A 14,466-nucleotide genomic window follows, 5' to 3' on the forward strand; every position below is an offset into this window, starting at 1 on the left:
GAAGCGATATCAGGTCAGAATTTCATTCATGCTGCCCGAGCGGTAGCCTTGCAGGTCAAGGGCCACATAGGTAAAACCCGCTTTTTTGAACTCCTCGACCACGGCCTGCCGCAGCTTATCCTCAAGTAAACGCGAAAGTTCCTGGGGTGCCAGTTCGATGCGCGCCATGTCGTCGTGAAAGCGCACCCGATAGGTGCGAAATCCACACTCGCGCAGAAAGGTTTCGCAACGATCGACCCGCGCCAGACGTTCCGGCGTGATTTCAACACCATAGGGGAAGCGCGAGGAGAGGCAGGCGAAGGGCTGCTTGTCCCAGGTCTCCAGCCCCAATTCCCGGCTTAGGGCGCGAATGTCGTTTTTGTCCAGGCCGGCTTCAATCAGCGGTGAGCGCACCTGAAGCTCCTCGCCGGCGCGGCGGCCCGGACGGTGATCCTGAAGATCGTCGCAGTTGGAGCCGTCAAAAATTGCCTGGTAGCCCAAATCTTGTGCTTTGGTCCGGCAAAGACCGAAAAGCTCACGCTTGCAATGATAGCAACGATCCGGAGGGTTCTGCGAAAAACCTTCTATCTCAAGTTCGTTGCTTTCAAGGACAATCTGTTTCACGCCGAATTCTTTGGCTAGACGGCTGCTCAATTCGAACTCATGGCGCGGGTAGGTCGGTGAGGTGGCGGTCAGGGCGATGACCTGATCGGGCCCCAGAACATCGCGGGCCACGCGTAGTAGGAAGGTCGAGTCGACCCCGCCGGAGAAAGCGATCAGGGCGCTGCCGCTGCGGTCGAGGATATCTTTGAGTCGAGAATACTTTTTGTCGAGAGACATGGGAGTGGATTCTGGCCGAAAGGGTATTGGCCGCGGCAAGAGCAAATGGCCTTACCGCGGCCATACCGGGATCAATCGAAAATGGCGGTGGACAGGTAGCGTTCGCCCGTATCGCAGAGTACCGTCACCACGTTTTTCCCGGGGCCCAGGCGTTTGGCAACCTTGAGAGCGGCAAAGACATTGGCGCCGGCAGAGATGCCAACGAAAATACCTTCTTCGCGTGCCAGGCGCACGGTGGTGTCGATGGCTTCATTGTTGCTGACGGTGATGACCTCGCTGAACACGCTGGTATCGAGAACGTCGGGAATAAAGCCGGCACCTATGCCCTGGATGCGATGCGGTCCTGGGTCGCCTCCGGAAAGTACCGGCGAGTCGGCGGGTTCCACCGCGACGATGAGGGCCTGAGGATTGTGGGCACGCAGTACATGCCCCACGCCGGTGATGGTGCCGCCGGTACCTACCCCCGCGACGAAGGCGTCGACTTTGCCTTCCAGGGCTTTAAGGATTTCCGGCCCGGTTGTTTTTTCATGGATCTGCGGATTGGCTGGATTGCGAAACTGTTGGGGCATGAAGGCCTTGCGCTCGGCCTGGATTTCTTCGGCTTTTTCGATGGCGCCGCGCATCCCTTGGGCTCCCGGAGTGAGGATCAACTCCGCCCCGTAGGCGCCGAGCAGTCGCCGTCGCTCGAGGCTCATGGTGTCCGGCATGGTCAGAACCAGCTTGTAGCCTTTGACGGCACATACCAGAGATAGGCCGATACCCGTGTTGCCGCTGGTCGGTTCGACGATGGTGTCGCCCGGTTTGATGCAGCCGTCCTGTTCGGCCTTTTCGACCATGGCCAGGGCGATGCGATCTTTTACGCTGCCGCCGGGGTTGGCGGCCTCGAGTTTTCCCCAAAGGCCGGCGGATTTGGCGTCGGGCAGGCGATTAAGGCGGACCAGGGGAGTGTTCCCAATCTGGCCCAAGGGGTTTTCGCTGATCAGCGTCGGCATGGTTCCTCCCGGATAGAGCAGGGCTCAAATGAAATACATGAAGCGGTGGTCAAGTTCCTTTTCAAGGCCCAGTTCCTTGCCCCGGTCGCAAAGATCCTTCAGCGTCACCGAGCCGAAATACTCGTGCAAAAGCCGCGTCGCTTCTTGCCACAGTTGCTGAGTAACGCAAACATTGTCGAATTCGCAACCTGCCTGGCAATCCTTTTGGCCTTCCCTGATGCAATTCACCAGAGATAAATCGCCTTCGGCGGCGAGAATGATCTCTTTGGCCGTGATCTCCTCGGGCTTGCGGGAAAGGAAATATCCCCCTTGGGGCCCGCGGCGGCTTTTGAGCAGACCCGCTTTTTTAAGGTCCTGAAAGATCTGTTCAAGGTAGCGGGGGGAAATCTGCTGACGGCGGGAGATGTCTTTGATCTGCACCGGAAGGGTTCCCGCATGATAGGCCATGTCAAAGAGTGCCCGCACCCCATAGCGGCTTTTCGTTGAAAGTTTCATTGTGTATATCCTCCGTATTATTGCAGGTTACAATCCTAGTAAACTCTAGAGTCTGCGTCAAGAATTAAATTGCTGAAATGAGTTGGTGTTTATCTTGAAGTGTCGGCGATTTGTGCTATATTGATGCGGTAAATGGGAGGCTAAGGATGCCGATAAAATCGCTGTTTTCCCTTTATCCCCAGCTGATGGCCTGTCCCCTTGCCCTGGTTTCCTGGAAGGGGGAGGCAGGGCAGGTTTGCTGGGAAATCGTCGAGTGGGTGGGCGTGGTATGCGATCGACCATCGCGCCTCAGCTTCAATCTGCTTGATGGTGGATTGGTGCGGGCGGGAGACTTTGCCGTCAGTCTTCCCGATGATGACCGCCTGTGCCGGTTGCGGGAGAGCCTGGCCTTGCGCGGCGGAAGCTCGGACAAGTGCCTCGATGAAAAACTGGCTTTTGAATCCTCCAGCGCAGCGGAGCCACCTATTCTTGCCGGTTGCCCGGTGACGTTCGCCTGCTCCCTGCAGGATGCGCGCAAAAGCTATGGGCGGTTCCAGGTCTGCGGCCTGGTGCAGGATGTCCGGATTCACGGACGGGAGTATCGGACGGACACCGGGGCAGACGTCTGTGCCTTGCAGCCCTTTCATCGCCGCTGGTTTCACGCGACGACAGGAGCCGAACCGCAGATCTCCTGATTCCTGCCGCGCCTTATTCTTTATTCTCTTCGGAATTTTTTTCGGTCTGTCCTGCGTTTGGTCCTTTGCCCGTTTCGCCCAATACTTTCTGCTTCTGTAGTCGTTTGTAGTAGAAATTCTGACCATAGAGCACCGCCACCGGATTGTGCCCGGTGACCCGGTCCTTGACCACCAGGGTGGTGACCGGTGCTTTGGAGTAGCGCGAGAACAGCATGTCGTGGCCAACGCACAACCCGACGATGATATTCATTTCGGCGCCGGCGGCATCGAGCATTTTGGCCTGGGCGACAGGGTTGCACGCGGGTTCGAAAGTGCCGGGGCGCACTTTGTTCTCCTCTTGCAATCCGAGTTCGAGCTTGTCGATGCTGCCCGCCTTGCAGCACACCGAGAGGGGCTCGAATCCCTGGGCGCGCAGGATGTCGGCGAGGCGCTCGCTTTCATCAAGCAGGCCGATACAGCTGGCGATGCCGATTTTTTTCCAGCCCATCAAGCCGGCCAGGGCAATGGTGTCTTCAACGCGCGTCCAGCGCGCGTTGACCGCTTCGCTGCCGGGCACGGGCTGATAGCACAGACCTTCCACGACCGCCGCCACCTTGGCCAGGCGCGCCTCTTCGTCGTCTCCCGTGTATTTTTTGAAGGACTCCTCAATCACCTCCGCTTCACTCTGCGAGGGGCAATAGCCCGGCATCCCCGGCTTGGCCGTCGGATCGCTCCAGCAGTAGGTGGTGCCCTGTTTTTTCCACAAGGCGCTGCAGGTGGTGCATTCGAGGGTTTTTTCGTCGCGCTTGCTCATCTTCGCTCTCCTGCCCGATTGGGAAAATCAAAATCTCTGTCCCCCCCTTTTTCTGGGATTGACCTTGCAATCATAGCACCCCTCTGGTCGCTGGGCCAATGCGCAAATAAAATCGGTGGCTTGGCGGGAAAGAGTGCGCTCCTTGTTGCATTTGTGACAGGTCTGGTATGCTATTTATTAATTCGCCGGGACAGTCCCGGAAGACCTGGAGCGTGCATGAAGGTTTCCCTGGTATTTCCGCCATTTCATCATCCCGCCCTCTATAATCTGCCGCCCCTGGGTCTGATCAATCTGGCCACGGCGGCGCGCCAGGCGGGTCACGAGGCGGTGATCGTCGACCAGATTCTCGGCTTGCGCGAAGGCGACCTGCCCAGAGGCCGTGGGCTCTATCAGGCCTGCGCCGAGCAGATCGCCGCCGAGCGTCCCGAGGTGGTGGCGTTCGGTGCCCAGTGCACCACCTATCCTCCAACGCTGCGCATTGCCCAGGAACTGCGGCGCCTCCTGCCACAGACGCGGATCGTTGTGGGCGGACACAACGCCTCCTTCGTCGCTCAAGAAACTTTGAACGGATTTCCCTGGATCGATGCCGTGGTGCGCGGCGAGGGGGAGCTCACCTTTGTCGAGCTGCTTGACGCCTGGGGGCGTGACGTTGATCCGCGCTCGGTGGCGGGACTGAGTTGGCGCGATCAGGGCACTCTGGTTGACAATCCCGCGCGCGCCCTGCTCGATGATCTCAACACCCTGCCCCTGCCCGATTATACTCTGGCGCCGTCACTGGAACGCTACCGGCGCGCGTGTGGCCTGTCGCGCTCCATCGCCATTCTCGAGGTCGGTCGCGGCTGCCCCCATCAATGTGTCTACTGTTCCGAATCGGCCCTGTGGCAGCGTCGCTGCCGCACCTTTGCGGTAGAGCGGCTGATTGAGGAGATGAGGCGCCTGCGCGACGGGCAGGGCGCCGAGTGTTTTCTGTTGGCCTACGATCAATTCACAGCGGACCGGCGCTTCGTCGAGGATTTCTGCCACAACGTAATCGATGCCGGACTCAACCGCCTGGGCTGGTACTGCATCTCGCGCCTGGATACCGTTGATGCCGATCTGCTGCGCCTGATGCGCGCGGCGGGCGCCGAATCCTTGTGCTATGGCATCGATTCGGGCTCGGCGCGCACCCTGGCGTTTATCCGCAAGCAGGTCGATGTGACCCAGCTTAGCAGCCGCGTTCGGGAAACCACGGCCGCGGGGCTGGTGCCGACCCTGAGTTTCGTTGTCGGCTTTCCCGAGGAAGAACGCGAGGACATCGATGCCACCCTGACTCTGGCTCTGCACACCGGCATCGATGGCAACAGCAACCCGCTGATGCAGATTCCCACAATGCTGCCGGGGACTGAACTTCATGCCCGCTACGGCGCGCACTTGGTGCGCGAAGTGGATTCCTACTTTGCCCAGGGTATCGAGTTCGACGACGACTGTCGTTTGGCCGAGGACGAGGCGCTGATCAACTCAGCGCCGCGGCTGTTCAGCAGCTTCTACAATCTGCCCTGCCAGGGTATGGATCTGACTGAGTTGGAGCGCATTGCCGCTGAATTTCCCCTCATCGTCAATCTCTACCCCAAGTCTTTTCGCATTCTCATAGAGGCTCTTGAAATCTCGCCGAGCCTGCTGTTTCGCCGTTTCTGCCTTTGGCTTGAGGATTGCGACGGACCATGCAGACTGACTCCCGCGGTTTGTTTTCAGTCTTTTCCAGCCTTCGCGCAAAGTCTGCTGGGCGCAGTGCCCGCGGCCTGGCAGCATGTGTTTGCCATGGTCGCCTACGAAACCCACGCCATTGAGGTTGCTCGTCCGGGATCCCCGGCGGCCGTGGGTAATGCCGATGTCAGCGGTGTCTCCGCGTGGCGGCCGTTGCTGCGCTCCGATGTGCTGCTGGCCGGTTTCGCCTTCGATCTTCCGCGGATTGTCGCCGACCTGCGCGCCGGTCGGGTGCAGCCGGATTACCCTCAGGATGACAGCGTGCTGGTGTTTCGTCACAACGAGGGGCTGCTCGAAGTCTCGGCGATCAACACCTTCGGACATGATCTGCTCACCCAGTGCGACGGCCGCACCGATTTCGCCGAGATCGCCCGGCGCCTCTATCGCCTGCATGGCGGCGCGCGCGATCCGCAGGAATTTTCCGTCCTCTGTCGGGAGTCTCTCCGGCAGCTGGAAGACATGCAGTTGCTTAGCGCGCAACTCAACCCCTGACCAGGTGAAAGGAGGTGAATCCTATGCTGGAAATTCGCGATGTTGAGAAAAAACAGGCGGTCCAGGCGGCGAGCTGCCATGCTCCCGCTTGCCACGCGCCGGCCTGTCATGCTCCCGCATGTCATGCCCCGGCCTGCCACGCCCCGGCGTGTCATGCGCCGGCCTGTCACGGCCCCGCTTAAGGGCGACCGGGGGAGCGGAGCTTTTTCGCTCCCCCGAATTTTTATCCTGTCACTGATGGCTTGAATTCATGGAGCAAAGTCTGACCCAGTGTCTCATCTGTCCCGCCTGCCTGCCGCAGGAGCTGTCTTTGCGCCTGGAGGTTCACGAGAGTGCCGGGGGCGAGGTGGACAGGGGGGGATTGCATTGTCGCGAGTGCGGGCGGGTTTATCCTGTGGCCGAGGGGATTGCGGTGCTGCTGCCCGGCGGTGCGGAAAGCCCGACAGAAGAAGATCGCTACTGTCGTCCGCAGCTGGCTTCCGCCTATTTGTGGAGTCATTTTGCCGATCTGTGGGATGACCCCGATGTAAGCGCCGCCTATCTGGGCTGGGCCGACCTGTTTGACGGTGCGGCGGGTCCGGCGCTGGATGCCGGGTGCGCGGTTGGGAGACTAACCCTGGAACTGGCGGCAGCCGGGGATTTTGCTCTGGGGATCGATCGCTCGCTGCCGTTTATCCGCCTGGCGCGCGCGTTGGCTCGCCGCGGAACCCTGGAGTTTGATTTGACGGAGGAGGGTCTGCTCGGCGAAAAACACTGTATTCGTCTGCCTGAACGTCTGCGTGGCGTGCGCGCGGAATTTCTGGTCGCCGATGCCCTGGCATTGCCGTTTCCGAAGAGTTTCTTTGCGCGCACGGCATCCCTCAACCTGCTCGACAAGGTTGCCGACCCGCGTCGGCATCTCGCGGAACTCGACCGGGTCTGCACCAGGGACAGCGGTGTTCTTCTGATCTCCGATCCCTATTCCTGGTCCCGGGAGTGCGCGGCCCCCGAGCGCTGGCTTGGCGGCACGAGCGAGGGGCCCTGGGCCGGACGCGGCAGGGACAACCTGCGCGGCATTCTCACCCGCGACTGCACCCCGCCCTGGCGGGTCGGCGGGGAAGGCACGATGCCCTGGGTGATCCGCAACCACGCCCGACACTTTGAACTGATTCGCAGCCACTATCTGCTGGCGGAGCGCTGAGCATGGCTGATTTTTTCGTGGTCGACGGCCATGTCGATCTGCTCTACGATCTGGAACGGCGCGGGGCGGAGCGGCGTTTTGCCGATCTTTCAACGGGCGCGGTCACCCCGGCATCGCTGGTGGCGGGGTCGGTGCGCCTGCTGGTCTGCGCCCTGTACAGTGAAGATCGTTTCAATGGAGCGGATCGCGCCCTGGCGCGCCTTGAGGCACTGCGCGCCCAGGCCGATGCGCAACTTGCCGCGCTGCCCCGACTGCGGCCGGGCGCCGTGTTGCACAACCTCTGCACTACGACAGCCACCCTGATGCTGCTGGAAAACGGCGATGCCCTGCTGGATGCCGATCTTGATGAATTGCAAGCCTGGGGGTTGAAGGTGGTGGGGCTGACGCACGCCGGACGCAACCGCCTGGCCGACGGCAACGGGGTTGCCGCGCCGCAAGGATTGAGTGCGGCCGGGCGGGGATTGTTGCGCGAACTGGCGCGGCGCGCCTGGATCATTGATGTGGCGCATCTCTCGGAACCGGCCCTGGAAGAGGTGCTGCGCGGATATCCGGGCCCGCTCATCAGTTCCCACACCGGCCTGCGTCCTTTCTGCGACCGACGGCGCAATCTCAGCGCGGCTCAAGCCGCAGCCATCATTGAGCACGGCGGGCTTATTGGATTAAGCCTGGCTCCGGAAATGCTCAACGGCAGTGCAACGGCTGATCGCGCGGAGGTGGTGCGCCAAATTGACTGGCTGGTGCAGCGTTTCAGCCCCCAAGCCGTCGCCCTGGGCTCGGATTACGGGGGTTTCGACGGTAACTGCCGGGGGCTCGAAAGCTATGCTCAGTGGCCCCTGCTCGCCAAGGATCTCCAGGCATTGGGCTATCCAGCATCCGCCATCGCCGCGATCCTCGGACAAAACTGGCTCGACTTCTACCAGCGCTGCTTTACCGCGACTTGTCCAGCGCTCTGAAAAATCCCGCCACATCCTCTTCATTGTTGTAAAAATGCGGCGACAGGCGCAACCGTCCGTTGCGCAGCGAAAGCATGACCCCTTTGGCCAGCAGGGAGCGAAACAGCTTTTCGGCCTGTCCTGGCGCCTCAAAGAATACCAGTCCCGAGCGCTCTTGCGCCTCCAGGGATGATGTCACCTGCAGTCCACGATCTCGCAAGCCCGCGACCAGCTGGTCGCACACCGCAAAAACCCGCGCGCGGATTTCCTCCCGGCCAACTTCAGCAAGCAGATCCAGGGCCGCTTCCAACCCGAAAATTCCCGCCTGATTCAGAGTGCCCGGTTCGAACACCGAAGCATCTTCGTGCACCTGGAAATGCAGGGCGAAGTTTTCCGGATCGACCACGGATTTCCAGCCTGCCAGGGCCGGTTGCAAGACCTGGCGCAATTGCGGCGCTACATACAGCAGGCCGGTGCCCATGGGGCCGAGCAGCCATTTATGGGCTCCGGCGGCCAGGGCATGAATGCCCATGCGCTGCACGTCCAGCGGCAGCACGCCGAGGCTCTGGATGGCATCCACCACGAAAACCAGACCCTTCTCCCGGCACCAGGTACCAATATCCTGCAGGTCGGCGGCGTAGCCACTCGCGTAATCGACGCTGCTCAGGGTCAGCATGCGTGTCCTGGACGTCAGGACCCTCTCGAAATCTTCCCTGGTCAAGCGGCCTTTGCGACGAGGCACCTCGATCATTTCGACCCCGCGTCGCTCAAGGTTCTGCCAGGGATAGACATTGCTGGGGAAATCCGGCACCGGCACCAGGACCGCATCGCCCGCCTGCCAGGGGAAAGATTGCGCCACCAACGACAGGCCAAAGGAGGTATTGCCGGTAAAAGCCAGGTCACTGGCCCTGCCGCCGACCAGGGTCGCGGCTTTTTCGCGCACACCATGCAAGCGCCGGCCCCAGGCACCGTAATGCAGGCTCGCCTCCTGTGCGCACTCCGTCATGAAGGCGTGCATGGCCTCGACGACGCGCAGCGACGGCGGCGCCATGGCGGCGTGGTTGAAAAACGTCTGCGAGCGGGTGACGGGAAAAAGGTCGCGCCAGGATTCAGTCTTCATGGGGTGAGTCCTCGGAGGATCCAGCTTTATCTTTGCGCAGGGCGAAATAAATCACCGCAACGGCCGCAATCGCTATGGCCACCAGAAACACCGGCAAGATGCGATCCAGCATGGAACCGCCGGTCTCGTGAGCCAGTTCTGAAAAAAGAATGCCGACGCCGTACATGGAGTCATCCTCAGAGTGCTGATAGTTTTGTTTTATTGTAACTGTTCAGCATTGCACCGCAGGACCCGGCGGCATCGCGTGCGGCAAAAACTCACCTGCGGCTCAAACATTTGCCGCAGCGCTCAACCGCCGCATCCTGCGGTACTGTNTGCACCGCAGGACCCGGCGGCATCGCGTGCGGCAAAAACTCACCTGCGGCTCAAACATTTGCCGCAGCGCTCAACCGCCGCATCCTGCGGTACTGTGGGGCGTGGCAGCTGAATCGTTACGTTTTATTTATAGTTTTCTTTTATTTATAACGCAAAAGGGCGACCCGTGGGTCGCCCTTTTGTTTGGCAAGTCAAATCACCTTCAGCTTTTTTCCACCAGCTCAAGTTCAAAATTCAGGTCCTTGCCGGCCAGGGGATGGTTGGCGTCAAGGGTCACCTTGTCGTCTTCAATGTCGATCACCGTGACGATGAGGGGTTGACCTTGATTGTCCTGGGTCTGCAACTGCTGGCCGACCTCGGGGTTAAGGCCTTCGGGAAACTGCTTCTTGTCGACATCAATGACCATTTCAGTGCGATGCGGGCCGTAAGCTTTTTCCGCAGGAATTTTCACTTTTTTGGTTTCGCCTGGGGTCATGCCGACGACCGCTTGGTCGAACCCTTCGATGAGCTGGCCGGCGCCAACCTGAAACTCCAGAGGGTCGCGCTCGCGGGAGGAGTCGAATACCGTCCCATCGTCAAGAGTTCCAGTGTAGTGAACCTTGGCGGTGTCGCCGCTTTTTACTGGTGCCATGATTTCTCCTTTATGGGGTTAACGATGCCCCACCATAACAGACCTCTGGGAGGTAAGGCAAAGGTTCACCAAGATTTTTTTTTAAAAAAACAGCAGAATCGGTCCTTGGAAAGGACCTTGAAGGTCTTCCCGGCGAAGGTGGTTTTGCGTACGGCGACTTCACTCGAACTGGGCGCGAAAGGTGGCCATGCCCTGACGCAATTCGTCCAGTTCGTGGCGCAATTCGGCGACCTGCTCTTCGAGAAGGGCGATGCGCTCATCGACCGCCGCGACCTGGGTACGCACCGCCTCGGGCGGTGCGCTGCGCTCATCCTCGGTGGCGTCGGGCAGCCCGGCAAGCAGATGGGCGTAGCGGTTTTCCTTGCGACCTGGCTGCCGGGGCAGTTGCACGGCCAAGGGCGGGGCGTGGTCGGCTAATTCGACCAGAATCTCTTCAACGGCGGCCAGATTGGCAAGAGGATACATGCGCTCGGCGCGGGCGCGCAGTTCGCCCAGAGTTTGCGGTCCGCGCAGCATCAGTTCCGCCAGTACCGCCAGTTGCGGCGGTTCCAGATGCAGCTTCTCCGCCAGGGTATGGCGGTAGCGCGGCACCCGCACTCCTTCGGCCGACTGCATGGCCAGACCGCGGGGACGCAACGCATCCAGGGCACGGACGACATCGCTCTCTTCCAGGCTCATGACCGGCCGACGGTTGGATTTTTGATTGCAGGCGTTGGTCAGGGCGTTAAGGGTCAGGGGATAGTACTCAGGCGTGGTCATCTCTTTTTCGATGAGACTGCCGAGAATGCGGGTTTCCGTGTCATTGAGAAAAAGTTCCATGCTTACCTCATAAAAATAGGGTCACGCCAGTGGACAGGGTGCTCATTATAAACGCAATGAAGGGGCAAGGAAGGAAAAAAATCCCTGACCTCGCGCCTGGGTGCCTACGATGACAGCAGGTTGCCGCTTGCTGCTTATTGCGGTTGCACTCGGGTTTAAACTCTGCGATATTGTTGCGTCAAAAATAAGCACAGATGGGTTTCCCAGGGAGGTTCCATGCCAAGACGCGACGACGTGAAAAAGGTACTAATCATCGGCTCCGGCCCGATCATCATCGGTCAGGCCTGCGAATTCGACTACTCCGGAACTCAGGCCTGCAAGGCACTGCGCAAGCTCGGATACAACATCATACTGGTCAACTCCAATCCAGCCACTATTATGACCGACCCCGGCATGGCCGACGCCACCTACATTGAACCCCTCAACGTCGCCAGCCTCACCGAAATTATCAAGAAGGAGCGTCCCGACGCTCTGTTGCCCAATCTCGGCGGCCAGACGGCGCTGAACCTCTCCAGCGAACTGGCGCGGCGCGGCATTCTCGATGAATACGGGGTACGGGTGATCGGCGTGAATCTTGACGCCATCAAGCGCGGCGAGGACCGTGAAACCTTCAAGGAGACCATGGCGGGCCTGGGCATCGAGACTCCGCGTAGCGAAATCGCCACCAACCTGGAGCAGGCCCAGGAAATCATCGCCCGCATCGGCCTGCCGGTCGTCATCCGTCCCGCCTACACCATGGGCGGTACCGGCGGCGGCTTTGCTTATAATCTGGAAGAGTTTGAAACCATCGTCGGTCGCGGCCTGGCGGCCAGCCCGGTGAGCCAGGTGCTTATCGAGGAGTCGATCCTCGGCTGGGAAGAGCTGGAGCTGGAGGTAGTGCGCGATACCAGGAACCAGAAGATCACCGTCTGTTTCATCGAAAACGTCGATGCCGTCGGCGTGCATACCGGCGACTCTTTCTGTACCGCGCCCATGCTCACCATCAATGCCGAATTGCAGGCACGGCTGCAGGATTACGCCTATCGCATTGTTGATGCCATCGAAGTCATCGGCGGCACCAACGTGCAGTTTGCCTACGATCCGTCCAGCGACCGGGTGGTGGTCATCGAGATCAATCCGCGCACGTCGCGCTCCTCGGCTCTTGCCTCAAAAGCTACCGGCTTTCCCATCGCCCTTGTCTCGGCGCAGCTGGCCGCCGGCCTGACCCTGGATGAAATCCCCTACTGGCGCGACGGCACGCTTGATAAATACACCCCGTCGGGCGATTACGTGGTGGTCAAATTCGCCCGCTGGGCCTTTGAAAAATTCAAGGGAGTGCATGACAAGCTCGGCACGCAGATGCGCGCGGTGGGCGAGGTCATGAGCATCGGCAAGAATTATAAGGAGGCCCTGCACAAGGCGATCCGCTCTTTGGAGAATGGGCGCTACGGACTGGGCTTTGCTAAAAACTTCAACCAGAAAACTCTCAACGAATTGCTCGAACTCCTTGCCGAGCCTTCCAGCGAGCGTCAGTTCATTCTTTACGAGGCGTTGCGCAAGGGCGCCGATATCGACATGCTGTATCGCAAGACCCATATCAAGCCTTGGTTTTTGCAGCAGATGAAAGAGCTGGTCACGCTTGAGGAAGAGCTCCTTGCTCATAAGGGCAGCCTGCCTCCCGACGATCTGCTGGCAAGGGCCAAGAAGGACGGGTTTGCCGATCGCTATCTGGCGCAGATTCTCGGTGTGCCGGAAAAGGCCTTGCGCGAGAAGCGCACAGCCCTGGGCGTGGTTGAGGCCTGGGAAGCGGTCCCTGTGAGCGGAGTGGAAAACGCCGCCTACTATTATTCGACGTACAACGCACCCGATTCGGTGCCCGTGTCCGAGCGCAAGAAGATTATGGTGCTTGGTGGTGGCCCCAATCGCATCGGCCAGGGGATCGAATTCGACTACTGTTGCGTGCACACCGCTTTGGCGCTGCGCGAGGCGGGCTATGAGACGATAATGGTCAATTGCAACCCCGAGACTGTCTCCACGGACTACGACACCTCGGACAAACTCTATTTCGAGCCGCTGACCGTCGAGGACGTACTTTCCATCTACGAAAAGGAAAAACCCGAAGGGGTGATGGTACAGTTCGGTGGCCAGACCCCTCTCAACATCGCCCGTGAACTCGAAGAGGCCGGTGTGCGCATCATCGGCACCAGCCCCGCGACCATCGACATGGCCGAGGATCGTGACCTGTTCAACCAGATCATGGCCAAGCTGGCCATTCCCCAGCCCGAATCGGGCATGGCCGCGACCGAGGAGCAGGCCCTGCAGATCGCCGCGCGCATCGGTTATCCGCTCATCGTGCGACCCTCCTTTGTCCTTGGCGGGCGGGCCATGGAGGTGGTGCACGACGAGTCGATGCTGCGTGAATATCTGGCCAAGGCGGTGGAAATCTCTCCTGAGCGGCCGATTCTCATCGACCGCTTTCTGCAGGACGCCATCGAGGCCGAAGCCGATGCCATCGCCGACGGAACGGATGCCTTCGTGCCGGCGGTGATGGAGCATATCGAGCTGGCCGGGGTCCATTCCGGCGATTCGGCCTGCGTCATCCCGCCTGTGTCCATTCCGCAGAAACATATCGACACCATCGAGGAATACACCCGCAAGATCGCCGTGGAAATGGGCGTGGTGGGCCTGATGAACATCCAGTACGCCATCGCCGATGACCGTGTCTATATCCTTGAGGCCAATCCTCGCGCCAGCCGCACCGTGCCCCTGGTTTCCAAGGTGTGCAACATCCCCATGCCGCGTCTTGCCGTTGCGGCCATGCTCGGCGGCAAGCTCAAGGACCAGGGGCTGGAGCGGCGCCTTTTCGGCCACTTCGGTGTCAAGGAAGCGGTGTTTCCCTTCGGCATGTTTCCCGAGGTTGATCCGGTACTGGGACCGGAAATGCGCTCCACCGGCGAGGTCTTGGGCATGGCGGGCAACTATGGCCTGGCTTATTTCAAGGCCCAGGAGGCGGCCAATTCACCTCTGCCGCTGGAGGGGACCGTGCTGATCACCGTCGCCGAGCATGACCGCGCCGGAGCCCTGGAGGCGGCGCGCCGCTTTGCCGAATTGGGCTTTTCCCTGCGTGCGACCGCGGGAACCCACGCCTATCTCGTCGCAAACGGTTTGACTGTCGAGCCGGTTCTTAAAATGCACGAAGGGCGGCCCAACATCGCCGATGCCGTCAAAAACGGCGAAATTCAACTGCTGGTCAACACACCCATCGGCAAGCTCAGCATTCATGACGATTCCTACATCCGCAAGGCGGCGATTCGCTACAAGGTGCCTTACCTCACCACCACGGCCGCGGCCATCGCTGCAGCCAAGGGCATCGCCGCGCGCCGCCAGGGGGTTGACGCGTTGCGCAGCCTGCAGGAATACCACGCCCTGATTCGCTGATGTTGTGAAAGAGGCGCAATATCCCCCCCCTCTCCGCGATCGCT

The 14,466-nt window shown here is 60.3% G+C and carries 14 protein-coding genes; 6 read left to right on the forward strand and 8 right to left on the reverse strand.

The window, feature by feature from the left end:
• Nucleotides 1-9 precede the first annotated feature (9 nt).
• The 3 genes from larE to GFER_RS05405 all read right to left on the reverse strand — a co-directional run bounded on the left by larE (nucleotide 10) and on the right by GFER_RS05405 (nucleotide 2,306).
• Nucleotides 10-819: an ATP-dependent sacrificial sulfur transferase LarE gene (larE, locus tag GFER_RS05395; RefSeq protein ID WP_040096739.1), complete on the reverse strand. Its 810-nt coding sequence runs from the start codon at nucleotides 817-819 to the stop codon at nucleotides 10-12.
• 71 nt (nucleotides 820-890) lie between these two features.
• Nucleotides 891-1,811 carry a cysteine synthase A gene (gene cysK / locus GFER_RS05400; RefSeq protein WP_040096741.1) on the reverse strand — a complete coding sequence of 307 codons (921 nt, stop codon included), beginning with the start codon at nucleotides 1,809-1,811 and terminating at the stop codon, nucleotides 891-893.
• 24 nt (nucleotides 1,812-1,835) lie between these two features.
• The gene (locus GFER_RS05405) at nucleotides 1,836-2,306 is read right to left on the reverse strand and encodes an RrF2 family transcriptional regulator (RefSeq protein ID WP_040096743.1); all 471 of its coding nucleotides are present in this window, start codon (nucleotides 2,304-2,306) and stop codon (nucleotides 1,836-1,838) included.
• Nucleotides 2,307-2,452: 146 nt separating this feature from the next.
• Between GFER_RS05405 and GFER_RS05410 the strand changes: the two genes are divergently transcribed.
• On the forward strand, nucleotides 2,453-2,980 hold the full coding sequence (locus tag GFER_RS05410) for a hypothetical protein (RefSeq protein ID WP_040096745.1): 528 nt from the start codon (nucleotides 2,453-2,455) through the stop codon (nucleotides 2,978-2,980).
• A 13-nt stretch (nucleotides 2,981-2,993) separates the two neighbouring features.
• On the opposite strand, the gene GFER_RS05415 is transcribed toward GFER_RS05410, so the two are convergent.
• A complete protein-coding gene (locus GFER_RS05415) occupies nucleotides 2,994-3,773 on the reverse strand; it encodes a DUF1847 domain-containing protein (protein WP_052445987.1) in 780 nt (259 codons plus the stop codon).
• A 216-nt stretch (nucleotides 3,774-3,989) separates the two neighbouring features.
• On the opposite strand from GFER_RS05415, the gene GFER_RS05420 reads away from it, so the two are divergent.
• The 4 genes from GFER_RS05420 to GFER_RS05430 all read left to right on the forward strand — a co-directional run bounded on the left by GFER_RS05420 (nucleotide 3,990) and on the right by GFER_RS05430 (nucleotide 8,141).
• Entirely contained in the window at nucleotides 3,990-6,008 is a 2,019-nt protein-coding gene (locus GFER_RS05420; RefSeq protein WP_040096747.1) for a B12-binding domain-containing radical SAM protein, read from the forward strand.
• A 23-nt stretch (nucleotides 6,009-6,031) separates the two neighbouring features.
• Nucleotides 6,032-6,190, forward strand: a complete 159-nt coding sequence (locus tag GFER_RS18890; RefSeq protein WP_153304554.1) for a hypothetical protein — start codon at nucleotides 6,032-6,034, stop codon at nucleotides 6,188-6,190.
• Nucleotides 6,191-6,258: 68 nt separating this feature from the next.
• Nucleotides 6,259-7,188: a class I SAM-dependent methyltransferase gene (locus GFER_RS05425; protein ID WP_040096749.1), complete on the forward strand. Its 930-nt coding sequence runs from the start codon at nucleotides 6,259-6,261 to the stop codon at nucleotides 7,186-7,188.
• A gap of 2 nt (nucleotides 7,189-7,190) precedes the next feature.
• The gene (locus GFER_RS05430) at nucleotides 7,191-8,141 is read left to right on the forward strand and encodes a dipeptidase (protein ID WP_052445988.1); all 951 of its coding nucleotides are present in this window, start codon (nucleotides 7,191-7,193) and stop codon (nucleotides 8,139-8,141) included.
• Here GFER_RS05430 and GFER_RS05435 read toward each other — a convergent pair.
• The 4 genes from GFER_RS05435 to GFER_RS05445 all read right to left on the reverse strand — a co-directional run bounded on the left by GFER_RS05435 (nucleotide 8,116) and on the right by GFER_RS05445 (nucleotide 11,005).
• The gene (locus GFER_RS05435; RefSeq protein ID WP_040096751.1) at nucleotides 8,116-9,240 is read right to left on the reverse strand and encodes an aminotransferase class V-fold PLP-dependent enzyme; all 1,125 of its coding nucleotides are present in this window, start codon (nucleotides 9,238-9,240) and stop codon (nucleotides 8,116-8,118) included. The two genes, GFER_RS05430 and GFER_RS05435, sit on opposite strands and share 26 nt — an antisense overlap.
• Nucleotides 9,230-9,406: a hypothetical protein gene (locus GFER_RS18895; RefSeq protein WP_153304553.1), complete on the reverse strand. Its 177-nt coding sequence runs from the start codon at nucleotides 9,404-9,406 to the stop codon at nucleotides 9,230-9,232. Before GFER_RS18895 ends, GFER_RS05435 begins: the two co-directional genes overlap by 11 nt.
• Nucleotides 9,407-9,757: 351 nt before the next feature.
• Entirely contained in the window at nucleotides 9,758-10,186 is a 429-nt protein-coding gene (locus tag GFER_RS05440; RefSeq protein ID WP_040096754.1) for an FKBP-type peptidyl-prolyl cis-trans isomerase, read from the reverse strand.
• A gap of 159 nt (nucleotides 10,187-10,345) precedes the next feature.
• Complete coding sequence (locus GFER_RS05445; protein WP_040096757.1) at nucleotides 10,346-11,005, reverse strand: YceH family protein; 660 nt, start codon at nucleotides 11,003-11,005, stop codon at nucleotides 10,346-10,348.
• Between the two features lie 216 nt (nucleotides 11,006-11,221).
• Here GFER_RS05445 and carB point away from each other — a divergent pair, with 216 nt between their 5' ends.
• Nucleotides 11,222-14,422, forward strand: coding sequence for a carbamoyl-phosphate synthase large subunit (carB, locus tag GFER_RS05450; RefSeq protein ID WP_040096759.1), 3,201 nt, complete (start codon nucleotides 11,222-11,224; stop codon nucleotides 14,420-14,422).
• The last annotated feature ends 44 nt before the right edge of the window (nucleotides 14,423-14,466 follow it).

The organism is Geoalkalibacter ferrihydriticus DSM 17813 (assembly GCF_000820505.1).
GTDB lineage: Bacteria > Desulfobacterota > Desulfuromonadia > Desulfuromonadales > Geoalkalibacteraceae > Geoalkalibacter > Geoalkalibacter ferrihydriticus.